The organism is Actinomadura rifamycini DSM 43936, from assembly GCF_000425065.1.
Taxonomy (GTDB): Bacteria; Actinomycetota; Actinomycetes; order Streptosporangiales; family Streptosporangiaceae; genus Spirillospora; species Spirillospora rifamycini.
On the sequence record NZ_AULB01000009.1, the window covers coordinates 201,113 to 225,222 of the forward strand.

19 protein-coding genes are annotated in these 24,110 nt (G+C 73.6%); 9 read left to right on the plus strand and 10 right to left on the minus strand.

Annotated features, from left to right (window positions below; genetic code table 11):
• From H505_RS0107745 to H505_RS40420, 3 genes are read right to left on the minus strand one after another with little or no spacing between them, the layout of a single operon-like run.
• Positions 1-3,693: a nitrate reductase subunit alpha gene (locus tag H505_RS0107745; RefSeq protein WP_026401533.1), complete on the minus strand. Its 3,693-nt coding sequence runs from the start codon at positions 3,691-3,693 to the stop codon at positions 1-3.
• Positions 3,694-3,712: 19 nt separating this feature from the next.
• A complete protein-coding gene (locus H505_RS0107750; protein ID WP_034517038.1) occupies positions 3,713-4,906 on the minus strand; it encodes an MFS transporter in 1,194 nt (397 codons plus the stop codon).
• Positions 4,907-4,911: 5 nt separating this feature from the next.
• Positions 4,912-5,463 (minus strand): cyclic nucleotide-binding domain-containing protein, encoded by a 552-nt coding sequence (locus tag H505_RS40420; protein ID WP_064743529.1) that lies wholly within the window; start codon positions 5,461-5,463, stop codon positions 4,912-4,914.
• Positions 5,464-5,713: 250 nt separating this feature from the next.
• On the opposite strand from H505_RS40420, the gene H505_RS47395 reads away from it, so the two are divergent.
• Entirely contained in the window at positions 5,714-6,286 is a 573-nt protein-coding gene (locus H505_RS47395) for an Rv1733c family protein (protein WP_051300399.1), read from the plus strand.
• Between the two features lie 6 nt (positions 6,287-6,292).
• On the opposite strand, the gene H505_RS0107765 is transcribed toward H505_RS47395, so the two are convergent.
• Positions 6,293-8,011 (minus strand): sensor histidine kinase, encoded by a 1,719-nt coding sequence (locus H505_RS0107765; protein WP_026401535.1) that lies wholly within the window; start codon positions 8,009-8,011, stop codon positions 6,293-6,295.
• 107 nt (positions 8,012-8,118) lie between these two features.
• On the opposite strand from H505_RS0107765, the gene H505_RS0107770 reads away from it, so the two are divergent.
• Positions 8,119-8,817 carry a response regulator transcription factor gene (locus H505_RS0107770; RefSeq protein WP_026401536.1) on the plus strand — a complete coding sequence of 233 codons (699 nt, stop codon included), beginning with the start codon at positions 8,119-8,121 and terminating at the stop codon, positions 8,815-8,817.
• Positions 8,818-9,011: 194 nt separating this feature from the next.
• Positions 9,012-9,707 (plus strand): TetR/AcrR family transcriptional regulator, encoded by a 696-nt coding sequence (locus tag H505_RS40430; RefSeq protein WP_051300400.1) that lies wholly within the window; start codon positions 9,012-9,014, stop codon positions 9,705-9,707.
• Here H505_RS40430 and H505_RS49735 read toward each other — a convergent pair.
• On the minus strand, positions 9,694-9,834 hold the full coding sequence (locus H505_RS49735) for a hypothetical protein (RefSeq protein WP_157432938.1): 141 nt from the start codon (positions 9,832-9,834) through the stop codon (positions 9,694-9,696). The two genes, H505_RS40430 and H505_RS49735, sit on opposite strands and share 14 nt — an antisense overlap.
• Positions 9,835-10,003: 169 nt before the next feature.
• On the opposite strand from H505_RS49735, the gene H505_RS0107785 reads away from it, so the two are divergent.
• A complete protein-coding gene (locus H505_RS0107785) occupies positions 10,004-11,263 on the plus strand; it encodes an acyl-CoA dehydrogenase family protein (protein WP_026401537.1) in 1,260 nt (419 codons plus the stop codon).
• Between the two features lie 124 nt (positions 11,264-11,387).
• On the opposite strand, the gene H505_RS0107790 is transcribed toward H505_RS0107785, so the two are convergent.
• On the minus strand, positions 11,388-12,818 hold the full coding sequence (locus tag H505_RS0107790) for an LVIVD repeat-containing protein (RefSeq protein WP_169528804.1): 1,431 nt from the start codon (positions 12,816-12,818) through the stop codon (positions 11,388-11,390).
• A gap of 174 nt (positions 12,819-12,992) precedes the next feature.
• Here H505_RS0107790 and H505_RS0107795 point away from each other — a divergent pair, with 174 nt between their 5' ends.
• Complete coding sequence (locus tag H505_RS0107795) at positions 12,993-13,637, plus strand: DUF305 domain-containing protein (RefSeq protein ID WP_026401539.1); 645 nt, start codon at positions 12,993-12,995, stop codon at positions 13,635-13,637.
• Positions 13,638-13,681: 44 nt separating this feature from the next.
• Here the strand turns inward: H505_RS0107795 and H505_RS0107800 are convergent, their stop codons facing one another.
• Both H505_RS0107800 and H505_RS40435 read right to left on the minus strand, forming a co-directional pair.
• A complete protein-coding gene (locus H505_RS0107800; protein ID WP_026401540.1) occupies positions 13,682-14,566 on the minus strand; it encodes an SDR family oxidoreductase in 885 nt (294 codons plus the stop codon).
• 2 nt (positions 14,567-14,568) lie between these two features.
• Positions 14,569-15,828 (minus strand): MFS transporter, encoded by a 1,260-nt coding sequence (locus H505_RS40435; RefSeq protein WP_211238418.1) that lies wholly within the window; start codon positions 15,826-15,828, stop codon positions 14,569-14,571.
• Positions 15,829-16,182: 354 nt separating this feature from the next.
• Here H505_RS40435 and H505_RS0107810 point away from each other — a divergent pair, with 354 nt between their 5' ends.
• Genes H505_RS0107810 through H505_RS0107820 form a run of 3 tightly spaced genes read left to right on the plus strand, consistent with a single transcriptional unit; the run spans position 16,183 to position 20,002 of the window.
• Complete coding sequence (locus H505_RS0107810) at positions 16,183-16,836, plus strand: hypothetical protein (RefSeq protein WP_026401541.1); 654 nt, start codon at positions 16,183-16,185, stop codon at positions 16,834-16,836.
• A complete protein-coding gene (locus tag H505_RS0107815) occupies positions 16,833-18,815 on the plus strand; it encodes a GMC family oxidoreductase (protein ID WP_026401542.1) in 1,983 nt (660 codons plus the stop codon). Before H505_RS0107810 ends, H505_RS0107815 begins: the two co-directional genes overlap by 4 nt.
• Positions 18,812-20,002 carry a ferritin-like domain-containing protein gene (locus H505_RS0107820; protein WP_026401543.1) on the plus strand — a complete coding sequence of 397 codons (1,191 nt, stop codon included), beginning with the start codon at positions 18,812-18,814 and terminating at the stop codon, positions 20,000-20,002. Before H505_RS0107815 ends, H505_RS0107820 begins: the two co-directional genes overlap by 4 nt.
• Before the next feature lie 91 nt (positions 20,003-20,093).
• Here H505_RS0107820 and H505_RS0107825 read toward each other — a convergent pair whose 3' ends face one another.
• Together H505_RS0107825 and H505_RS0107830 are read right to left on the minus strand one after the other, a co-directional pair.
• On the minus strand, positions 20,094-21,143 hold the full coding sequence (locus H505_RS0107825; protein WP_026401544.1) for an LLM class flavin-dependent oxidoreductase: 1,050 nt from the start codon (positions 21,141-21,143) through the stop codon (positions 20,094-20,096).
• A gap of 278 nt (positions 21,144-21,421) precedes the next feature.
• Positions 21,422-21,907 (minus strand): MarR family winged helix-turn-helix transcriptional regulator, encoded by a 486-nt coding sequence (locus H505_RS0107830; RefSeq protein WP_064743530.1) that lies wholly within the window; start codon positions 21,905-21,907, stop codon positions 21,422-21,424.
• Between the two features lie 105 nt (positions 21,908-22,012).
• Between H505_RS0107830 and H505_RS40440 the strand changes: the two genes are divergently transcribed.
• Positions 22,013-24,100 carry an MMPL family transporter gene (locus tag H505_RS40440; RefSeq protein ID WP_034517039.1) on the plus strand — a complete coding sequence of 696 codons (2,088 nt, stop codon included), beginning with the start codon at positions 22,013-22,015 and terminating at the stop codon, positions 24,098-24,100.
• Positions 24,101-24,110 lie beyond the last annotated feature (10 nt).

Consider the following 24,110-nt stretch of genomic DNA (forward strand, 5'->3'; position numbering starts at 1 on the left):
CTAGTACGTCACCTCCTGGGAGCGGCGCCGGATCACCGTGACCTCGTCGCGCTGGTTGCCGGTCGGGCCGAGATAGTTGAACGCGAACGACAACTGCGCATAGCCGCCGATCAGATGGGTCGGCTTGATCAGAAGCCGGGTGAGCGAGTTGTGCGTCCCGCCCCGGCGGCCGGACGTCTCCGCCCGCGGGACGTCGATGAGCCGGTCCTGGGCGTGGTACATGTACACGGTGCCTTCGGGCATCCGATGGGAGACCACCGCGCGGGCCACGACGACGCCGTTGCGGTTGACGGCCTCGATCCAGTCGTTGTCGCGGACGCCGATCTTGGCGGCGTCGATCCCGCTCATCCAGATCGTCGGGCCCCCGCGCGACAGCGACAGCATGAACAGGTTGTCCTGGTACTCCGAATGGATCGACCACTTGTTGTGCGGTGTCAGGTACCGCACCGCCAGACCGAGTTCGCCCGTCTCGCCCAACCGCGGCTCGCCGAACAGGGCGTGCATGTTCAGCGGCGGCCGGAAGACCGGCAGCTGCTCGCCGAGTTCGGCCATCCAGTCGTGGTCGAGGTAGAAGTGCTGCCGCCCGGTCAGGGTGTGCCAGGGCTTGAGGCGTTCGACGTTGACCGTGAAGGGCGAGTACCGGCGGCCGCCGCTCTCCGACCCCGACCACTCCGGCGAGGTGATGACCGGGACCGGACGCGCCTGCGTGTCGGCGAACGTGATCCGCATGCCCTCGTGCTCGGCCGCCAGATCCGCCAGCGGCGTCCCGGTCCGCCGCTCCAGCGCCCGGAACCCCTGGGTCGCCAGCCGGCCGTTCGTGGTGCCCGACAGCGCGAGGATCGCCTCGCAGGCATGCACGTCCCGCCGCAGCGACGGGCGTCCGTCCGCCGGTCCGCCGCGCACCAGGCCGTTGGTGCGCCCGAGCCGCTCGACTTCCCGCGCCACGTCGAAGGTGACGCCCTTGGTCGTGGCGCCGAGCCGCTCGGCCAGCGGGCCGAGCGCCGTCATCTTCGCCCCGACGGCCGGGTAGTCGCGCTCGACGGTGACGAGTCCGGGCATCGTGACGCCCGGGACCGGCTCGCACTCGCCCTCGGCCCAGTCGGCGACCCGGCCGTGCGGCGTCGCCATCTCGCCCGGCGTGTCGTGCAGCAGCGGCATCGCCACCACGTCCTTGCGGACGCCCAGCGTTCCTTCGGCGAGCCGGCTGAACGCGTCGGCGATGGCCTGGAAGGCGCTCCAGTCGCTCCGGGTCTGCCAGGGCGGGGCGATCGCGGGATTGAACGAGTGCACGAACGGGTGCATGTCGGTGCTGCTCAGGTCGTGCTTCTCGTACCAGGTCGCGGCCGGGAGCACGATGTCGGAGTAGACCGTCGTGCTGGTCATCCGGAAGTCCAGCGTCAGGAGGAGGTCGAGCTTGCCGGCCGGGGCGTCGTCCCGCCAGACGACGTCCCGCGGACGCGCGTCCGGCGCGGCCTCCTCCGCGCGCACCGACGACGCGGCGCCCAGCAGGTGCTTGAGGAAGTACTCGTTGCCCTTCGCCGACGACCCCATGAGGTTCGACCGCCACACCGTCAGGACGCGGGGGAAGTTCTCGGGCGCGTCGGGATCCTGGCAGGCGAACCCCAGGCGGCCCGCTTTCAGCTCGTCCACGATGTGGTCGGCGGCCGGTCTGCCCGCCGCCTCGGCCTCGTCCGCCAGGTCGAGCGGGTTGCGGTCGAAGGTCGGGTAGGACGGCATCCACCCGAGCCGCGCCGACTGCGCGATCACGTCGGCGGTCGAGCGTCCCGCGAGCGCGCCCGCGCCGGTCGTGGCCGACAGGGTGTCGGCGCCGAACGGGTCGTAGCGGAACTGGTCGGTGTGCAGGTACCAGAAGGCGGTGCCGATCATCTGGCGCGGCGGGCGGCTCCAGTCCAGGCCGAACGCGAGCTGGGCCCAGCCGGTGACCGGGCGGCATTTCTCCTGGCCGACGTAGTGGGCCCAGCCGCCGCCGTTGACGCCCTGGCAGCCCGTCAGCGTCGTCAGCGCCAGGAACGTCCGGTAGATCGTGTCGGAGTGGAACCAGTGGTTCGTCCCCGCCCCCATGATGATCATCGAGCGGCCGCGCGTCTGCTCGGCGTTGGCGGCGAACTCCCGCCCGATCCGCGCCGCCGCCTGAGCGGGCACCCCGGTGATCTCCTCCTGCCAGCCGGGCGTCCCCGGCTCCGAGACGTCGTCGTACCCCGACGGCCACGAGCCCGGCAGGCCCGCGCGCCGCACCCCGTACTGCGCCAGCATCAGGTCGTAGACGGTCGTGACGAGATGCCCGCCGACGTCCCTGACCGGGACGCCGCGCCGCAGGACGCCCGGTGCGCCGTCGAGGGCGTCGAAGCGGGCCAGCTCGACCTCGACGGCCTCGCCGCCCTCGACCGACAGCAGCGGGTCGGCGCCGCCGAGGTCCAGGTTCCACCTGCCCTCGCCGGACTCGCCGTAGCGGAAGCCGAGCGACCCGTTCGGGACCAGCGGCCGGCCCGTCGCGGCGTCCACCAGCACGGTCTTGAACGCCGCGTTCTCCGTCCGGCTCTCCTCGCCCGGGAGGTCGGCGGCGGTCAGGAACTTGCCCGGGACGTAGGCGTCTCCTCGCCGTTCCAGCCGGACGAGGAACGGCAGGTCGCTGTACTTCTTGACGTAATCGACGAAATACGGGACCTGGCGGTCGACGAAGAACTCCTTGAGCACGACGTGGCCCATGGCCATCGCCAGGGCCCCGTCGGTGCCGGGCTGGGCGGGCAGCCACTCGTCGGCGAACTTGACGTTGTCGGCGTAGTCCGGCGACACCGCGACGACCTTCTGCCCCCGGTACCGCGCCTCCGCCATCCAATGCGCGTCCGGAGTCCGCGTCACCGGCAGATTCGAGCCCCACATCACCAGGTAGCCCGCGTCCCACCAGTCGCCCGACTCCGGAACGTCGGTCTGGTCCCCGAACACCTGCGGCGACGCCACCGGCAGGTCCGCGTACCAGTCGTAGAACGACAGCATCGTCCCGCCGATCAGGGACACGAATCGCGAACCCGCGGCGTGCGACACCATCGACATCGCCGGAATCGGCGAGAACCCCGCCACCCGGTCCGGCCCGAACTCCGCGATCGTGTGGACGTGCGCAGCGGCGATCATCTCCACCGCCTCGTCCCACGACGCCCGCACCAGACCGCCGCGGCCCCGCGCGTCCTTGTACCGGCGGGCCCGTTCCGGGTCCGACACCACGTCCCGCCACGCCGCCACCGGATCACCGGTCCGCGCACGCGCCTCGCGGTACGACTCCAGCAGCACGCCCCGCACGTACGGGTACCGCACCCGCGTCGGCGAATACGTGTACCAGGAGAACGACGCGCCCCGCGGGCAGCCCCGCGGCTCGTACTCCGGACGGTCCGCACCCACCGACGGGTAGTCCGTCTGCTGCGCCTCCCACGTGATGATGCCGTCCTTGACGTACACCTTCCACGAGCACGAACCCGTGCAGTTCACGCCATGCGTCGACCGCACCACCTTGTCGTGCGACCACCGGTCCCGGTAGAACGCGTCGGCGCTCCGTCCCCCCTTCCGGGTCAGCGTCCGCAGATCGGGCGACACCTCCGCCCGGGTGAAGAACCGGCGGGTTCCGACCAGCGTTTCCTCCAGCGGGCCGTCGAGGCCCGGCCCGCCCTTGCTCGACTTCATGCGGATTCCCTTCCAAGCTTCACGTTGTGGTGGCGCGCCGGACGGCCGTGCCGGTGAAGACGGCGGCCGCCGCGGCCACGACCGCCAGCAGCAGCAGGCCGACCGCGTACGAGCCGAGGCCGCCGTGCACCGAACCCATGACCAGCGGCGGGACGAACCCGCCCAGGCCGCCCGCCGCGCCGACGACACCGGTGACCGAGCCGACCTCGCCCGCCGGCGTGAGCCGCGCCACCAGCGCGAACGTCGCGCCGCTGCCCGCGCCGAGGACCGCCGCCATCGCGAGGAACGCGATGGTCCCGACCGGCATCAGCGGGGGCGCGAACGCCTGCACCGCCGCGGCCGCCACCGTCACCGCCAGCGCCCCGGTCAGGACCCGGACGGCGCCGAACCGGTCCGACAGCCAGCCGCCCACCGGGCGCATCAGCACCGCGAGCAGCACGAAACCCGCCGTCCGGTTCGCCGCGTCGCCCTGCTCGAGGCCGTACTCGGTCCGCAGGTACGTGGGCAGGTACACCGAGAACGCCACGTACCCGCCGAACGTCACCGCGTACAGCGCCGACATCTGCCAGGTCACGCCCATCCGGGCGGTGGCCGCCAGCCGCCGGAGCATCGGCTCGGTCGGCGCGGTGCGCTCCGGCGGTTCCCGCAGCAGGAGCCACGCCGCGGCGGCGTAGACCGCCAGCAAGACGGCGGTCAGCGCGAACGGGGCCGCGTCGCCCCACCCGTCGACCAGGTTCACCGTGGTCAGCGCGCTGATCGCGGTGCCGCCCATGCCCGCGCCGAAGACCCCGATCGCCATGCCGCGGCGCTCCGGCGGGAACCACGCGTTCACGAACGGGACCCCCACCGCGAACGCCGTCCCGCCCACGCCGAGGAAGAACCCGCCCACCAGCAGCGCCGCCAGCGACGACTGCCCGGCCAGCCCCAGGTACAGGACCGGGACGATCGTGCTCAGCGACACCAGGGGGAACATCACCCGGCCGCCGAACCGGTCGGTGAGCGCGCCCACCGGGATCCGGCCCACCGACCCCACGACCACCGGCACCGCCACCAGCAGCGACTGCTCGAACGACGACAGGTCCAGCGAGTCCTGGAACCGGGGGCCGAGCGGGCTCAGCAGCGCCCACGCCCAGAAGTTCACCGCGAACCCGACCGTGGCCACCGCGAGCATCACCACGGCCCGTCCGGACCCGGGCCCGTTCTCATCACGCATCTCAGTCACCGTGTGTCCCGCCGATCGACTTCCATCGCCGCCACCCTCGCGGAGGTGCCCGTACCCGAGTAGGGACTTTCGTCCCCACACGGGTCCCTCACCGCCGGGCCGGTACCGGCCAGCCGGATCCGGGCCGTCTCCAGCCGCTCGACGGCCAGTTCGGCGAAGCGGCGCGCCAGCGCGTGGCCCATCGCGGGGTCCACCGCGCAGAGCGTCCGGACCAGGCGCCCGTCGAACTCGACCGCCCGGGTCGGCGCGGCGGCGACGCCGCCGAACCGCCACCGGTGCGGGCGGAACAGCCACGACCAGCCGAGGACGGCCCCGGCCCCGAAGGCCTCCAGGACGACGGGCCCGCGCCCGGGCACGTGCAGGTCGACGGCCGCGCGCCCGTCCAGGACGAGCCAGAACCGGTCCGCCGGATCGGACTCGCGGAAGAGCCGCCGCCCGGCCGGGAACGCGACGCGCCTGGCCGCCGACGCCAGCCTGTCCAGGTCGGCGCCGCGCATGTCGCCGAAAAACGGTGCGGACGCGAGGTCCGCACCGGCCACCGTGCTCATCCGGACCGCCCCCTTCCCTTCCCACCTGTCGTCCGCCGGTGCTCGGAGCGCCATCCCACCGCCGTGCGGGGCGCCGGCCCAGGGCCGAAGGGCCCTTCCCGGCAGGGACTTCCGCCGCCGGAACGGGGAAGGGGCCGCGCCCGGCCGTGTAAAGGGCCCAACGGCCCGTGATCGGAAGCCTTCGGCCCCTGCACCGCGCGCGGCTCCGGTGCTTAACGTCGCGTCAGGCGAGCGGGAGGGGGAACGCGTGATGAGACCGGCAGCGCGCCTGGACCGGTGGCGCCGCCGCTGCGGCTTCGACCGCAACGACCTGCGCCGCTACGTGGACCGCGCCCAGTGGAGGCTCGGCCTGGCGCTGCTCGGGATCTTCCTCGTGGCGGCCCCGGTCCTCGGCGCGCCGGTCGCCGGCGCCGTCCACGAGTCCGGCGTGCGGGCCGAGCGGCACGGGGCGTCCGCCTGGCGGCGGGTGGACGCCACTGTGGTGCGGGTCGCGGACTCGCGGGGCCGGCACCGGGTCACCGTGGCGTGGACCGGGCCGGACGGGACGCGGCGCACCGGCGTTCACACGACGGGGCGCGACCGCGCGGAAGGGGAGCGGGTCGTCGTCTGGGTGGGCGCGGGGGACACGGTGTCGGCGGTTCCGCCGCGCACACGGGCGGAGACCCGCTTCGCCGCCGCGGCGGCCGGGGCCGGGGCCGTCGCCGCCGTCGGCGCGCCGCTGCTGGGCGCCTACCTCCTGGCGCGGCGCCGCTACGACCGGATCCGCCGCGGCATGTGGGACGCCGCGTGGGCCCGCTTCGACGACCACCGCATCGGCCCGTGAGCCGGTTCAGCCGTCCCGCAGCGGGACGCGCCACACGAGCGCCGTCCCGCCGTCCGCGCGCGGCCCGGCGGTGAACGAGCCGCCCAGGCCCGCGGCGCGCTCGGCCATGTTGCGGAGGCCGCTGCGGCGCCCGCCCTCGGGGAGGCCGACACCGTTGTCCTCCACCAGCAGCGTCACCGCGTCGTCCACGTCGACGGCCACGTCGACCCGCGACGCGTGCGCGTGCCGCGCCGCGTTGGACAGCGCCTCCCGGACGACGGCCAGCAGGTGCTCGCCGATGTCGTCGTCGACCGCGGTGTCCAGCAGCCCGTCCAGCCGCACGGACGGGGCGAACCCGAGCTGCTCCGCGGCGGCGTCCACCAGCTCGTGCACCCGGCCCCGCAGCGACGCGTCGTCGGCGGGCGCCTGCAGCGCGAAGATCGTCGACCGGATCTGCCGCATGGTGCCGTCCAGGTCGTCCACCGCCCGCTCGATCCGGACCCGGACCTCCCGCTTCTGGGTGATCTTCGTCGCGGCCATCAGCGTCATCGCGGTGGCGAACAGCCGCTGGATCACCGTGTCGTGCAGGTCCTTGGCGATCCGGTCGCGGTCCTCCAGCAGCGCCAGCCGCTCGGCGTCCCGGCGGCGGTCCGCCAGCTCCAGCGCCATCGCCGCCTGCCCGGCGAACGCCTCCAGCAGCCGCTGCGTCCCGTCCGAGAACGTCGCGCCGCCCGGCGGGTTCACCACCGCGATCACCCCGCGCGCCGACGCGCCGACGCCCAGCGGCACCGCCAGCAGCGGCCCGAGGGGGACCGGCAGCGGCGGCTCCGTCCCGCCCGCGGCGGCGGCCCCGTCGCCGAGCCGCCGCGCCGTCCCGTCCGCGAAGACCGGCCCGGCCACCGGGTGGTCCAGCGGCACGCGCAGCCCCACCAGGCGCTCGGCGTCCGCGCCGTGCGCGGCCTCGACCAGCAGGGACCGCCCGTCCTCGGCGGCCAGCGCCACCGCGGCCAGCCCGGCGCCGGCGATCTCCCCGGCGCGCCGCGCCACCAGCGCGGTCACCTCGTGCGGGTCGGTGCCGGACAGCAGCGCGGTGGAGATCTCGGTGGACGCCTCCAGCCACCGCTCCCGCCGCCGCGTCTCCTCGTACAGCCGCGCGTTCTCGATGGCGACGCCCGCGGCCGTCGCGAGCGCCGTCACCACCACCTCGTCCTCGTCCTCGAACGCGCCGCCGCCCGCCTTCTCGGTCAGGTAGAGGTTGCCGAACACCTCGTCCCGCACCCGGATCGGCACCCCGAGGAAGGAGTGCATCGGCGGGTGGCCCGGCGGGATCCCGAAGGACTCCGGGTGCTCCTCGAGGTCCGCGAGCCGGATCGGGCGCGGGTCCTTGATCAGCAGGCCGAGGATGCCGTGCCCGTCCGGCCAGTCCCCGATCTCCTCGATCTTCCCGCCGCTCACGCCGACCGTCACGAACCGCACCAGCCGCTCGCGGTCGTCGCCGATCACGCCCAGCGCCCCGTACCGCGCGTCGACCAGGGTCGTCGCGGCCTCGATGATCCGCCGCAGCACGGTCTCCAGCGCCAGGTCGCTGCCGATCGAGACGACCGCCTCCAGCAGCGCGTGCACCCGGTCGCGCGTCGCCCGCGCGGCCTCCAGCCGCGTCTGCAGCTCGCTCAGCAGCTCGTCGAGGTGCAGCTGCGGGAGAACGAGCCTCGCCCGATCCGCGCCAGTTCGGGATGCATCGGCCATGAACCCAGTATCCCGGACGGCTCGGCGCCGGGCTCCCCGGCCGCCGTCGCGGCACCGCCCGCCACGGGGTAACGTCCGATCGACACCGGAGAGACGGGGGATGTGCGATGACCGGCCAGGAGCCCGAGGGCGCGGGGACGATCCGGGTGTTCCTGCTGGACGACCACGAGGTGGTCCGGCGCGGCGTCGCGGCGCTGCTGACCGCCGAGGACGACATCGAGATCGTCGGCGAGGCGGGGACGGCCGCCGAGGCGCTGGCGCGGATCCCCGCGGCCCGGCCCGACGTGGCGGTGCTGGACGTCCGCCTCCCGGACGGCGACGGCGTCGGCGTCTGCCGGGACATCCGGTCCCGGGAGGACGCGCCCGCGTGCCTCATCCTCACCTCCTTCGACGACGAGGAGGCGCTCTTCGACGCCGTCATGGCCGGAGCGTCCGGGTACGTCCTCAAGCAGATCCACGGGTCCGACCTCGTCGGCGCCGTCCGCACCGTCGCCGCCGGGCAGTCGCTGCTCGACCCGCGCAGCACCGCCCGCATGCTGCGGCGGATCCGCGACCGGCAGGAGAAGAAGGACCCGCTCAACGGCCTCACCGAGCAGGAGCGCCACATCCTGGAGCTCATCGGGGAGGGCCTCACCAACCGGCAGATCGGCGAGCGCCTCTTCCTCGCCGAGAAGACGGTCAAGAACTACATCTCCACCATCTTCGCGAAGCTCGGCATGAACCGCCGCACCCAGGCCGCGGCGCTCGCCGCCCGCCTCAAGGCCTCCTCCGCCGGACCCGGCGAGACCCGCGGAACCGTGTCGTGACCCGGGCCCGGCGGCGTCGCCCGGGGCGCGCCCGTCCGACCGTTGCTAAACGACCGTTCAAGTGAACGTTCGTCGCGGTGCGTAAAATCACAGGGCCCTCAGAAGGCTTGACTTTCGCTCGCCGACCCTTCCTGTAGACGAACTGAACGATCGTTCGGGCTCGATAGGATGGCGCTCGAGGAGCGGGAGGCGGCGTGAGCGCAGCGGGGAAGGGCGAGCGGCCGCGGCCGGGCACGGGCCGCGTGCCGAGCAACGCGCTGGTGGCGGGCGGCGACCCCGCCGCCGAGGCGATCATCATGGCGGCGGTGGACGTCATGGCCCGGCACGGCTACCACGGCACCTCGGTGCGCGACCTGGCCGAGGCGGCCGGGGTGAGCCCCGGCCTGATCTACCACCACTTCGGCTCCAAGCACGACCTCCTGCTGACCATCCTCGACCGCGGCATGGACCGGCTGGTGGAGAGCACCGAGGAGGCGCTGTTCCACGCCGGGGACGACCCGGCCGACCGGCTGCGCGCGATCGTCGGGCAGCACGTGCTGGCGCACACCCGGTTCCGCCGCGAGAGCCTGCTCGGCAACACCGAGCTGCGCAGCCTCACCGAGCAGGCCCGGCGGCTGATCATCTCCAAGCGGGACACCCAGCAGCGGATGTTCGACCGGGTCGTCCGGGACGGGGTGGTGCGCGGGGCGTTCGCCACCCCGCACCCCAAGGAGGCCGCCCGGATGATCGTCACCGCCTGCACGGCGGTGGCGACCTGGTTCCGGGAGTCGGGGCCGATGACGCCCGACGAGGTCGCCGCGGTCTACCGGCGGATGGCCCTCGACACGGTCGGCCACCGGCCCGGGCTCCCGCGCGACCCGGGGGACGGCTCCGGCGTCACCGGCCGGTGAAGCGGGGCGGCCGCTTCTCCGGGAACGCCGCGACGCCCTCGGCGTGGTCCGCGGAGCCGAAGCACTCGGCCAGCGCCTCGCCGGTGGCCCGGACGTGGTCCCGCAGCCCGGCCGCCGCCCCCTCCACGACCAGCCGCTTGGTCCGGGCCGGCGCGAACGGGGACGCCTCGGCGATCGACGGCCTGCGTCGCGACCCCGGCGTCCACCGCGTAGCGGATCTCGCGCATCCGTGCTCTCCTCTTGGCTCGGCGCTGCGGCCGGTGCCATGCTGGTTGAACGAGCGTTCAGGAGGACTTGTGGATTTCGCGCTGCCCGGCAAGCTGACCCGCCTGCTGGCCGACCTCGACGACTTCATCGACCGGGAGATCGCGCCGCTCCAGGAGCGGGACGACAACCAGCGGTTCTTCGACCACCGCCGCGAGTACGCCCGCACCGACTTCGAGAACGGCGGCGTTCCGCGCCCCGAGTGGGAGGAGCTGCTGGGCGAGATGTTCCGGCGCGCCGACGCCGCGGGCTGGCTGCGCTACGGCCTGCCGAAGGAGGCGGGCGGCTCGGACGGCACCAACCTCGACATGGCGGTGATCCGCGAGCACCTCGCGCACAGGGGGATCGGCCTGCACAACGACCTGCAGAACGAGTCCTCCGTCGTGGGCAACTTCCCGTTCGTCCACATGATGCTGGAGTACGGCTCCGCCGAGCAGCGGCAGGAGTTCCTGGAGCCGATGCTGACCGGCGGGAAGCGGGTCGGCTTCGGGCTCACCGAACCCGACCACGGCAGCGACGCGACGTGGATGGAGACCGCGGCCGTCCGCACCGGCGGCGACTGGGTGATCAACGGCGCCAAGCGCTTCAACTCCGGCATGCACGCCGCCACCCACGACGTGGTCTTCGCCCGGACGTCCGGGAAGCCCGGCGACGCGCGCGGCATCACGGCCTTCATCGTCCCGGTCGACACCCCGGGCCTGTCGGTCGACTTCCACTGGTGGACGCTCAACATGCCCACCGACCACGCCGAGGTCACCCTGCGCGACGTCCGGGTCCCGGACTCGGCGGTCTTCGGCGCGGAGGGCGAGGGCCTCGCCGTCGCCCAGACGTTCGTGCACGAGAACCGCATCCGGCAGGCCGCGTCCGGTGTGGGCGCCGGGCAGTACTGCATCGACCGCAGCGTCGAGTACGCGCGGCGGCGCACCACGTTCGGCCGCCCGCTGGCGACGCGGCAGGCGATCCAGTGGCCCCTGGTGGAGCTGCAGACCGAGGCGGAGATGCTCCGCGGCCTGGTCCGCAAGACCGCGTGGGAGCTGGACCGCCTCCCGCACATGGAGATCAGCGACCGGGTGTCGATGTGCAACTACCGCGCCAACCGGTTCGTCTGCGAGGCGGCCGACCGCGCGATGCAGGTGCACGGCGGCCTCGGCTACACGCGGCACACGCCGTTCGAGCACATCTACCGCCACCACCGGCGCTACCGGATCACCGAGGGCGCCGAGGAGATCCAGATGCGCAAGGTCGCCGGGTACCTGTTCGGCTTCACCGGGCCCCGCAAGGCGGACGGCTGAGCCGGACGGGCGAGCCGGACGAACGAGGCGGACGGGGCGGCCCGCCCGGGCCGTCCCCGGACGCGAAACGGTCCCCGCCCCCGCCGAGCCGTGCTCGGCGAGGCCGGGGACCCGTCCCGTCAGGTCAGTCGAAGTAGTTCGGCTGCGACTGGGCGTTCAGCTCGTCGAGCCGGACCCGCTTGGCCTTGTCGGTGCGGCGGTCGCGGATGTCGATGACGTCCAGGCCCCGCTGGATGCCGTTGGAGTAGATGTAGCCGTTGTAGTAGTACGTCGACCACGTCCCGGCCAGGACGCTCAGGTCGTCCGCCCACGGGCCGCGGTCGAAGTGGGCGATCTCCTTCGGGTTCCGCGAGTCGGTGAAGTCCATGACCGAGATGCCGCCCTGGTACCAGGACTGCACCATGATGTCCTTGCCCTTCACCGGGATCAGCGAGCCGTTGTGGGCCACGCAGTTCTCGCTGTCGGTGTTGTGGCGCGGGATCTTGAAGTAGCTGCGGAACTTCAGTTTCCGCTTGTCGCCCTTGCCGACGATGTCGTAGATCGCGTTGGCGCCCTTCTCCGGGCCCACCTCGGCGTTGCAGGTGGCGGCGGAACCGCCGCCCAGCTCGTCGGTGAAGACGATCTTGTTGGCGCGGTTGTTGAACGTCGCCGAGTGCCAGAACGCGAAGTTCTCGTCGTCGCGCACGGTGGTGATGGTGCGCGGCCTGACCGGGTCGGAGATGTCGAACAGCACGCCGTCGCCCATGCAGGCCCCGGCCATCAGGTCCTTGTCCGGGTAGGCGGTGAGGTCGTGGCAGCCGGACGTGGCGCGGGTCTCGTTCGGCCACGGCGTACCCGGCGGGTCACCGGGGTTGCCGCCGTCCGGGAACAGCACCGGCTCGGCCACCACGTGCGCCGCGCGCGGATTCTTCAGCGGGACCTTCACGACCGAGATGAGGTCGTGCGGGGTCCGGCAGTCCGGATACGTGTCGCTCGGGGAGTACGAGGACACGTAGATGTACGCCGTGCCCCGCTTGCCCGGGACGAGGGTGTTGGTGTGGGAGCCGCACTTGGTCTCGACGGCCTTGACGTAGCGCGGGTTGCGCACGTCGCTGATGTCGAAGATCTTGATGCCCTCCCACGCCGACTTCTCGGTCGCGGGCTTGGGCACGGACCGGCACGAGTCGTCGCTCCGCGAGCTGTCCGTCGACAGGAACAGCAGGTTCCCCGAGATCGACACGTCGTTCTGGGAACCCGGGCAGTGCACGACCGTGACGACCTTCGGCCGCGTGGGCCGGCTGATGTCGTAGACCGTGAAGCCCTCGTAGTTGCCGCCGAAGGCGTAGCGGCCCTGGAAGGCCCAGTCCGAGCCGTAGGCGTTGGGAGCGGCGAGCGGCCCCTGCTTGGGGATGTTCGCCACGAGATGCATGTTCCGGCTCTTGTCGATGTCGTCCCGGCCCGGAGCGCCGTCGGCCGAGGCCGACGGGACGAGCACGGCCGACATCACCAGCAGGAGGGCCGAAACGGTGCCGAAGAGGGTTCTGCGTCCGGTTCTTCGCTTGGGAACTTGCGCCACCCCATGACTCCTTTGTCTACACGCCCCCGGTGTACAGGATCTGATCTCCCGGAGTATCTAGTGATTTGGAGTCCATGCCTAGGTCTGAACGCAAATGTAAGCCTCTAGAGATCAAACGACCTTTTGGTACTGACCACTCAGTGGGTACGGTTCGGGCTGGAATCGGGAGGTTCGATGCGGCAACGGATCTTGGTGGCGTGCGCGGTGGTCCTGCTGGCCGCCGGGGCCGTGGCGTTCTTCGGCGGCGAGGACGGGCCCGAGCCGGCGCCGAAGCGGACCGTGCTGGTCCCGGACCGTCCGGGCGACCCGAACGAGACCCGGGTCGCGGGCCCGAGCGAGGCGGCGCCGCCGACGGCGGCCGAGGTCCGGTTCGTCCAGATGATGATCCCGCACCACGCGCAGGCGCTCGAGATGTCCGGGCTGGCGCCGTCCCGGGCGTCCGACGAGCGGGTGCGGTCGCTGGCCTCCCGCATCGAGGCGGCGCAGAAGGTCGAGATCGACGCGATGCGCTCGTGGCTCGACGAGAACCCCGAGGCCGTCCTGAAGGCGCACGGCGACGGCCACGGCGGGCGGCACACCGCCGGGAACATGGCGGGGATGGCCACGCCGCGGCAGCTCGAGCGGCTGCGGGGCTCGACCGGCGCGGCGTTCGACGAGCTCTTCCTGCAGCTGATGATCACCCACCACCAGGGCGCGATCACGATGGTCGACGACGTCCTGGACAAGGGGACGGACGTCACGGTCCAGGAGATGGCCCGCGACGTCCAGTCCACCCAGGCGGCCGAGATCGAGCGCATGCGCGGCCTGCTGGACGGCTGACCGCCCTGGACGGCCGCCCGCGCACCGCCCGCGGAGGGCCGCCCTCAGCCGAGCCCGGTCCCGCCGAACGCCGCCGCGTGGTCGCGGACGAAGTCCGCGACGTCGCGCGGGGGACGGCCGAGCAGCTCGGCGGCCGTGCCGGTGGCGAAGTCGCCCCAGCCGGAGGCGTACGCCCGCGCGTACTCCTCGAGCATGTCCACGATCCAGACCGGGACCCCGTGGCCGAGCAGGGTCTTCCGCTTGGCGTCGTCGCCGACCGGCACGTACGCGACGGGCCGGCCGAGGGCGCGGCCCGCCCGCTCGGCGACCTCGTCGAACGTCAGCGGGCTCGGGCCGGTGAGCGTGTACGTCTCGCCGTGGTGGCGGTCCGGGTCGTCCAGGAGCACGCGGGCGGCGCACTCGGCGATGTCGCGGGCGTCGATCATGCCGACCCGCGCCGACGCCATGTTCAGGGAGAACCGGCCCGTGGCGGCGATGTCGGCCGCCTCGTTCAGCAGGTTCTGCATGAACCAGTGCGGCCGCAGGATCGTCCAGCGCATGCCGCACCGCTCGGTCTCGCGGTCGGACAGCGCGTGCAGCCTGCCGCTGCGGTTCGGCGCGTCGTGCGCCGCGCCGACGACGGACAGGCGCACGACGCGTTCGGCGCCGGCCCGCCGCGCGGCCCACACCGCGTTCGAGCTGTGCTCCGGGGCGCGAGGCCCGTTCGGGACGAGCAGCCACACGTCCTGCACGCCCTCGAAGGCGCGCTGCAGGGACCGGGGGTCGCCGAGATCGCCGGCGACGACCTCGGCCCCCCGCGCCCGCGGGCCGTCCGCCCCGGCCGGGTCGCGGACGAGCGCGCGCAGGCGCACGCCGGCCCCCGCGAGCGCGTCCAGCAGCGCGGTGGACACGGTTCCGGTCGCTCCGGTGATAAGTACGGTGCGCGGCACGCTCATTCTCCTTCGGCGGTGGCGGTGAGGGCGGGGACGCGGGTCGGATCGCTCTCCGGTTTCGCGGCGGCGGCCCGGCGGACGGTGAGGCGCTCCAGGACCCAGAGCACGACGGTGCCGGCGGACAGCGCGGTGCCGAGGGCGCACACGCCGGTCCAGCCGCCGTGCACCCAGATCGCCGAGGTCAGCGCGGAGCCCGCAGCGCCGCCCAGGAACATGGAGGTCATGAACGCGGAGTTGATGCGGTTGCGGGCCTCGGGCCGCAGCGCGTACAGGACGTTCTGGCCGCTGTTCAGCACCGCCTGGTGCGCCAGGTCCAGGACGATCACGCCCGCGAGCAGCCAGGCGAGCGCGTCCGCCCCGGCGGCGATGAGCGGCCAGGCGGCCAGCAGGAGGAGGGCGCCGGCGCCGGAGACCCGCTGGACGTGCCCGCGGTCGGCCAGCCGTCCCGCCACCGTGGCGGTCAGCGCACCGGCGGCGCCGACCAGCCCGAACAGGCCGATGGCCGGCTCCGACCAGCCGTACGGCGCCCGCACCAGCAGGAACGTCAGCGCCGTCCACAGCACGCTGAACGAGGCGAGGCTCAGCGCGGCCATGCCCGCCCGCCACCGCAGCAGGGGCTCGTACCGGAACATCGCGGCCGTCGAGCGCAGCAGCCCCGGGTAGGACGGCCGTTCGCCGCCGCCGCCGAGCCGGGGCAGGAAGCGGTGCAGCAGCACGGCCATCAGCGCCATCAGAATCGCGCTCACCCAGTAGACCGTCCGCCAGCCGCCCAGCTCCGACAGCGCTCCGGACGCGGTGCGCGCCAGCAGCAGCCCGAGCATCAGGCCGGTCATCACCGTCCCGACCACCCGGCCGCGCTCGGCCGGGGCGGCCAGCGTCGCCGCGAACGGCACCACGACCTGCGCGCCGACCGAGGTCAGCGCGGTCAGCGCCGTGCTCGCCAGCAGCACCGTGCCGTTGGGGGCGGCGGCCGACACCAGCAGGAACAGCGCGGTCGCCGCGTACAGCGACACCGCCAGCCGCCGCCGCTCCAGCAGGTCGCCGAGCGGGACGAGCAGGACCAGCCCCAGCGCGTACCCGCTCTGCGCGGCGGTCACGACCAGCGCCGCGAGGGAGGTCCCGATCGCCAGTTCGCGGGCGATCAGGTCGAGCAGCGGCTGCGCGAAGTAGTTGCCCGCGACCGCCAGCCCGGTCGCCGTCGACATGAGCAGGAGCAGCCCGCGCGGCAGCGCCCCGCCCGGATGGGATCTCGTCGTCATGCCGCCAGCCTCGGGGACGGGCTATCGATGAGTCCAACACATGTTGTTCATCGGATTGATCGCGAAACGCGATGGATCCCCCGCCCGCACGGTGACGGGCGGGTGCACTGCGGCACCACGGCCCAGGACACCATGGACACCGGGCCGGCCCTCCAGCTCGTCCGGTCCTGCGACCGGCGTCCGGGGAGTCGACAAGGTGCGTCTTCGTCTCCGCAGGTGCGAGGGTGCGGGCGGGTGTGGGAACCGCATGTGCAGCCGCCAGGCAAGGGGAATGTGACTTTAGGTAGTCGATCGGCGACTCTAGGCTGATCTTCGGAACGTGTCCGAGATGATCGAGCGAGAAGGCGGGGCGACATGGCCATCTCCGCGGACGCGCGCGAGTTCGTCCGATCGTGCGTACCCCTCACCGGCTTCGCCGAGTACGACCTCTACGGGACCGGCATGGCGGAGCTCTATCTGGACACCGCCCGCGCGCAGGTGGGGGAGGAGCACTTCGCCGGGTTCCTGCGCGCGTGGGCCGCCGCCGTCGAGGCGGGCGGGGGACCGGAGGCGCTCTCCCCGACGCACCTGGAGATCGCCCGCGCGGTGACCTACCTCTGGTACACGGGCGCGTGGCCGCGGATGGCGCCGGCCGCGCACGCCGCCCTGCGGCGGGAGAAGGCCAACGTCGAGTTCGTCGCCGCCCCCGCGGCCTACACCGAGGGCCTGGTGTGGCGCACGTTCGACGGACATCCTGCCGGGGCCGCGCCGCCCGGGTACGGGACGTGGAGCGTGCGTCCGCCGCGCCCGCGCACGCTCGCCGAACTGCGGCGCGAGGCGGGGACGGACGCGCCCCCCGAAGAGGCCGCCGAAGAGGCCGCCGAGGGAGCCGCCGGGGAGGCGGTGCCCGCCGCCAAGCTCCCCGGCCCGCCGCTCGCGCGCGGCACCGCACCGTCCACCGTCCCGACCGCGGCCGACGCGCCGGGAGACGAGATGCCGGGAGACGAGATGCCGGGAGACGACACATGACGGCGCCACCGACCGTGCCGCCCGCGGCGGCGGCCCGCCGCCACTACGACGCCGTCGTCGTCGGAGCCGGCTGGGCCGGCAGCCTCATCGCCCGGCGGCTCGGCGAGAAGGGCTGGGACGTGCTGGTCCTGGAGGCCGGCGGCGGCGGCACCGAGACCTGGCCCGGCTACCTGGACTCCCTCGACACGTTCTACTCGGCCGTCGCGAAGGTGCCGAACTCGGCGTACCGCCCCAACAAGGCCGTGCCGTCCCCCGACGTCCTGGACATGGCGCCGGTCCGCGCCGCGGAACCCGGCGGGAAGGAGTTCACGGCGGACGGGTACTTCGTCCAGGAGGGCCCGCTTCCCTACGGCACCGACTACCTGCGCGCGCTCGGCGGCGCGGGCATGCACTGGCTGGGCGCCGTCCCGCGCATGCACCCCGACGACTTCCGCGTGCGGACCGCGTACGGCTACGGGCGCGACTGGCCCCTCACCGCCGCGGACCTGCAGCCCTACTACGCACGGGCCGAGCGGGAGATGGGCGTGGCGGGGGACGCCGCGGAGCAGCGCCGGCTCGGCGTGGTGGGCGACCCCGCGTACGTCTACCCGATGCACACCGTCCCGCCCAGCTACATCGACCGCTACTGCGCCGAGCGGCTCGACGGCCACGTCGTCACGGAACCGGTGGGCGGGCAGGCCGGCGAGCTGCGGGTGACCGCCCTGCCGCAGGCCCGCAACAGCACTCCCGACCCGGCGTACGACGGCGGCCGGGGGTACCGGCCCGCGGGTGCGTCCGGGCTGCCGAACTACGGCGAGCGCTGCGTGGGCAACGCCAGTTGCGTCCCGATCTGCCCGGTCCAGGCGAAGTCGTCCCCGCTACGGGTGCAGGCGGGGTTCGGCGGCAACGTGACCCTCGCGACGCGCTCCGTCGTCACGCGTGTGCTCCGGGGGCGCGGCGGGACGGTCCGGGGCGTGGAGTACCGCTCCTACGGCGACCCGGCCACGCCGGTCAGCGAGCCGTACACCGCGGAGGCCGACATCGTCGTGCTCGCCGCGCACGCCGTCGAGAACGCCCGCCTGCTGCTGTTCTCCGAACTCGCCGCCACCAGCGGCCAGGTCGGCCGGAACCTGATGGACCACCCCACCATGCTGGCGTGGGCGCTCGGCGCCGAGGCGGACGGCCCCGTCGGCCCCTACCGCGGTCCCGGCCACACGTCCGGCGTGGAGGTGTTCCGCTTCGGCGACGCCCGCCGCGCGCGGGCCCCGTTCCGGATCGAGCTGAGCAACTGGGGGTGGAGCTGGGCGACCGGGGCGCCGATGAGCAACGTCGCCGCCGCGCTGGGCGTCGGCGGCACGGCGGACGGCGAGGTGCGGCCGGACCGCACGTTCGGGCCCGAGCTGCGCCGGCTGCTGGGCTCGGTGATCGGGCGGCAGCTCCAGCTGCAGATCGCGATCGAGCAGTCCGCCGACCCGGCCAACCGCGTCACGATCGACCCGCGCCGGTACCGGGACCCCATGGGCAACCCCCGCCCGGTCGTCGCCTACGACCTCGACGGCCACGTCCGCGACGGCATGGTCGCGGCCCGGCACGTGGCCCGCGCGATCTTCGCGCGGCTCGGCGCGACCGACTTCACCACCTACCGCCCGCAGGACGGCGTCCCGCCCATCGGCCACCTGACCCGCACCTACGGCGGCCGGGAGGTGCACCTGGCGTACCGCGGCGCCGGCCACGGCGCCGGCACCCACATCATGGGCACCGACCCGAACACCTCGGTCGTGGACTCCTACCAGCGCACCCACGACCACCCCAACCTCTACGCCGCGGGCTGCGGCTCGATGCCGTCCATCGGCACCAGCAACCCCACGGTCACCATGGCGGCGCTGGCGCTGCGCAGCGCCGACCGCATCGACCGGCAGCTGGCCGACCTGCACCGGCCCGTCGCCGTGCGGGGCCCGGCCCCGCGGGACCCCGCCGCCCGGCAGGAGGCGACATCGTGATCACCGCCCGCGCCCTGCACGCCCAGGGCTTCAAGATCCCCGAGACCGTCCCGGAGCTGCGGACGTACCTGCAGGCCGCCATCGAGGTGGAGCACCTCACGATCCCCGTCTACATGACCGGGATGTACACGATCCGCGCGGGGACGAACCGCCGGGCCTCCTTCACCCTCCGCGGCGTCGTGCTGGAGGAGATGCTGCACATGACGCTGGCCGCGAACCTGCTCAACGCGGTCGGCGGCGAGCCGAACGTGGCGCATCCCGAGTTCGTCTCCGAGTACCCGGCCAGGCTGCCGTTCAGCAGCGGGACGATCCCGGACATCGGGCTGCGGCACTTCTCCCCGGAGGCGCTCGAGACGTTCCTGCGGATCGAGAAGCCCCGGTCGCTCCTCCCGGACCCCGGCGGCGATCCCGGGTGGACGTCCATCGGCCAGTTCTACGACGCGATCCGGCGCGGCTTGGTCGCCCTCGTCGACGCGCACGGACCGGCGGCGGTCTTCACCGGCGACGCCCGCAGGCAGGTCGGCCCCGAGGACTTCTACAACTCCGGCGGCGAGGCGTTCGCCGTCACCGGCCTTCCCGCGGCGCTGAAGGCGATCGAGGTGATCGGCGACCAGGGGGAGGGCACCGACGACACGATCTTCACCGACGACGACCGCGTCTTCGGGGAGCAGCGCCAGCTCGCCCACTACTTCCGGTTCAACGAGATCTACACCGGGCGGAGCTACGGGCCGCACGACCTCCCGTCCACCCCGCCCAGCGGCCCGCTGCTGGACGTCGACTGGGACGAGACCTACCCCATCCACGGGGACTCGAAGGTGGAGGACTACCGGGAGTACGAGGCGACGAGCGCCGTCTACCGGGAGGCCGTCGAGTTCAACACCTGCTACGCGAAGCTGCTCGGTTTCCTGCACTCGGCCTTCAACGGCCGCCCGCGCCACATGGCGCTGGCCGTACCCACCATGCTCGAACTGCGCGACCGGGCCCGGTGGATGTACCGCAACCCGCACCCGGACCCGGTCCTCGCCGAGGAGGGGTGCCACGCCAGCCCGACCTTCGAGCTCGAGCAGGCCCACTTCGACGAGGCCGGCGAGACCGTCCGGCGCGCCGTCGACGCCGCAGGTCTCCGGACGGGCGGCCCCGTCGACCTCGGCGCGCTGGCCGCCGCCCCCGGCCGGCGGTTCGCCTGACCGGCCGCCCGCCCTCGGGACCCTCCTCCGGCGCACGCCGCCGGAGGAGGACCCGGAGCCCCGGTGCCGGTGCCGGCACCGGGGCCCGCGGTCACGCGAACGCGGGCATCAGGTGCTCGTGGATCAGGCGGAGCTGGCCGTCCACGCCGGGGACGCCGGTGAGGTCGCGGCCGGTGAAGGACTTCACCAGGACGGGGTCCGTGATCGCGCAGATCATGTGGTTGACCCCGGTCGGGGCGATGTCGCTCTCGATGCGGGCGCGGACCTCGTCCGGGGTGCCCGCCAGGGACAGCTTCTCGGTGATCTCGGGCGTGGTCAGCTCGATGCCCTTGGCGAGGTCGCCCGCGCCGATGGCCTCGATGATCGGGGCCATGTCCGCCGGGTCGACGCCGTTGCGCTCGAGCTGCTCGGGCGGCATCGCCGACGCGTACAGCCCGACCATGCTGCGGGCCGCCTCCTTCGCCGCCGCCGAGTCCGGACCGACCGCGAACACCACCCAGGCTCCGACGTCCAGCGACCGCCAGTCCTTGCCCGCGCGCTCGGCGCCCGCCCGGAAGTGCTCGACCGCGTACTCGTAGGCGCCGCGCGAGTAGCTGAGCGCGTGGTGCACGCCGTCGGACAGCTCGCCGGCCGCCTCGAACGACTTCGGCCCGCGCATCGCGCCGATCTTCACGGGCAGCCGCTCCTGGACGGGGCGGGCGAAGGTGAACAGCCCGTCGTAGGAGTAGAACTCGCCGTCGCGGGTGATGGTGCCCTCGTCCAGCAGGGTCCGGACGACCGCGACGGCCTCCTTCACCCGGGTGAGCGGCTTCGTCCGCGCCCAGTCGATCTTGTACTGGGCGAGCACCCCGAAGTTGCCGCTGCCGAGGACGACCTCGGCGCGGCCGCCGGTGAGCTCGTCGAGGGTCGCGGCGGCCTGCGCGATCAGGGACGGCTCGCGCAGGGTGACCGCGGACACCGACGGGCCCATGCGGATCTGCGAGGTGCTCGCCGCGGCGGCGGCGAACAGCAGCCACAGGTCCTTGTGCCACGGCTCGTCGGCCGCGTACACCGCGTGGAAGCCGAGCTCGTCGGCGAGCTTGATGGAGGCCAGCGACTCCGCGACCGGGTGGTCGGGGAGCATGGCGTAGCTGAACTTCACCGAGGAACGTCTCCTTGAAGTGCGCATTCGCGCACGGTCGGGGGGCGGGAGATCTTCGACGCCAGTTTGCTGAACGCCGCGAGCCTACGCAATTTGGCGGTCGAAATGGCTTCTGACCTGCATAGATGCCGCGTCGTGCCTTTTCCTGAAATGGCCCACGAATAACCGCCTGTTTTCTGGGCAGTTCCGAACCATCGGATATCGATCAGGGGGCGGACCGCCGATACCGTCGGCCCGTCCGAGACGCGACCGACGATCGGGAGACCCGGCGCCCCGCGCTAGGGAGCATGCCGGTCGTCGCCGAGCCCGTGGGACAGCTCCGTGAGGAACCGGACGATCGTGTGCAGTTCGGTCTCGTCGAAGCCGCGGCGGACGTCCTCGGTCGTGCGGGCGAGCGGCCGGAAGTGCTCGCGGGCGAGGGCGCGCCCGGACTCGGTGTACCGGAGCCGGACGATCCGCGCGTCGTCCGGGTCGCGGACCCGCTCGATGTGGCCGCCGCGCTCCAGCCGCCGGAGGCACGCGCTGATCGCCCCGGACGTGAGGGCGAGGTGCCGCTGCAGCTCGCCGGGCGTGGTGGCGATGCCGTCGAGGAGCGCGGCCAGCGCCTGCACGTCGGACTGGTGCAGGCCCTGCGCGCGGGCGAAGTCGCGGGTGGCGCGGCCGAGTTCGGCGTTCATCCGGCGGAGGAGCTCCGCGAGGGTGCGCAGGTCGGTGCCGGGATCCGGCGGCGGGCCGGCCGGGCGCGGGGAGGTGGGCGAGGACACGCTCCCCAGAATAGCGTTATCTCAATTATTGAGGTAACTTTCCGTGTGCCCTCGCCGAGCGGAGCGCGTCCGCGCCCGCCCGGTCCCGCGACCCCAGGAACGGAAATGCCCGCACCACGAGCCGCACGCTGGTCCGTCCCCGCACTGCTCCTGCTCGCCTGGCTCGTCGTCGGCGGCGTGTTCGGGCCGTTCGCGGGCAAGCTCGGAGAGGTCTCGACGAACGACCAGTCGTCCTTCCTGCCGACCAGCGCCGAGTCCACGCGGGTCCTGGAGGAGCAGGCCGCCTTCGAGCGCGACCGGACGTTCCCCGCGATCGTCGTCTGGACGGCCGGGGACGGCGGCGTCACGCCCGAGCAGCGGACCGCGGCCGCGGCGGCGCTCGGCTCCCTGCGCGGCGCCCCGTACATCGCGGGCGAGCCGTCGCCGCCGATCCCCGCCGAGGACGGCGCCGCCATGCAGGCCGTCGTGCAGATCCCGGCCGACGCCGGCGACCACGTCGCCGACACCGTCGACCGCATCCGCGACGCCGCGGAGCGGGTGCCCGGGACCAGCGCGTACGTCGGCGGGCCCGCCGCGACGCAGGCCGACCTCGGCGACGCCTTCGCCGGGATCGACGTCCTGCTGCTCGGCGTCGCCGTCGGGGTCGTGCTGGTGATCCTGCTCGTGGTGTACCGCAGCGTGCTGCTGCCCCTGGTGATCATCCTCGGCTCGGTGTTCGCCCTCGCGCTGGCGTGCGCGATCGTGTACGGGCTCGCCCGGCGGGACGTCGTGACGGTCGACGGGCAGGTGCAGGGCATCCTGTTCATCCTGGTGATCGGCGCCTGCACCGACTACGCGCTGCTGCTGTCCTCCCGCTACCGCGAGGAACTCGCCGCCGGCACGGGACGGCTGCCCGGCGTGCTGGCCGCGTGGCGCGGGTCGGCCGGGGCGATCGCCGCCAGCGCCGGGACCGTGGCCGCCGGGCTGCTCGCGCTCCTGCTCAGCGACCTGTCCAACAACCAGGCGCTCGGGCCGGTCGGCGCCATCGGCATCGGCTGCGCGCTGCTCAGCGCCCTCACTTTCCTGCCCGCCGTCCTCGCCCTGCTGGGGCCCGCGGCCTACTGGCCGGCGAAGCCGCACACCGGCCGTTCCGCCCACCCCGTCTGGGAGCGCGTCGCCCGCCTGGTGGACCACCGGCCGCGCCGCCTCTGGGCCGGCTCCCTGATCGTGCTGATCGCGTGCGCGGCCTTCATGCCGCAACTGCGCTCCGACGGCGTGCCGCTGAGCGAGACGTTCGTCGGCGGGGCCCCGTCGGTGACCGCCCAGGAGGTCCTGGACGAGCACTTCCCCGGCGGCCAGGGCAACCCCGCCGTCGTGCTCACCGACGCCGCCGCGGTGCGGCAGGTCGTGGCCGCGGCCGAGCGCACCGACGGCGTGTTCGGCGCGGCGCCGCGGACCGAGGGGCGCCCGGGCGCCGGCGAGCCGCTCGTGGTGGACGGCCGCGCGCTGGTGGACGTCACGCTGAGCGACGCCGCCGACAGCGAGGCCGCGCGGGACGCCGTCGAGCGGCTGCGCGGCAACCTGCACGGCATCGACGGCACCCTCGTCGGCGGCTACACCGCCCAGCAGGTCGACACCCAGGCCGCGGCGCAGCACGACCGGACGGTGATCGTCCCCGTCGTGCTCGCGATCATCGTGGTGATCCTGGTCGTCCTGCTCCGCTCGCTGCTGATGCCGCTGCTGCTGGTCGCGACGGTCGCGCTCAACTACCTCGCGACGCTCGGGGTGGCCGCGCTCGTCTTCCGGCACGTGCTCGGCTTCACCGGCACGGACGCCTCGGTGCCGCTGTACGGGTTCGTCTTCCTCGTCGCCCTGGGCGTCGACTACAACATCTTCCTGATGACGCGGGTCCGGGAGGAGTCGCTGCGGCACGGGCCGCGCGAGGGCGTGCTGCGCGGGCTGACCGCCACCGGCGGCGTCATCACCTCGGCGGGCGTGGTGCTCGCCGCGACGTTCGCCGCCCTCGTGGTCATCCCGCTCGCGTTCCTCGTCCAGATCGCGTTCATCGTCGCGTTCGGCGTCCTGCTCGACACGCTGGTGGTCCGCTCGCTGCTGGTGCCCGCGCTCGTCCGGGACGCGGGCCCGGTCGTGTGGTGGCCCGGCTCCCTGTGGCGCCGCCGCGACCGCGCCCCCGCCCCGTCCCCGGACGCCTGACCGCGCCCGG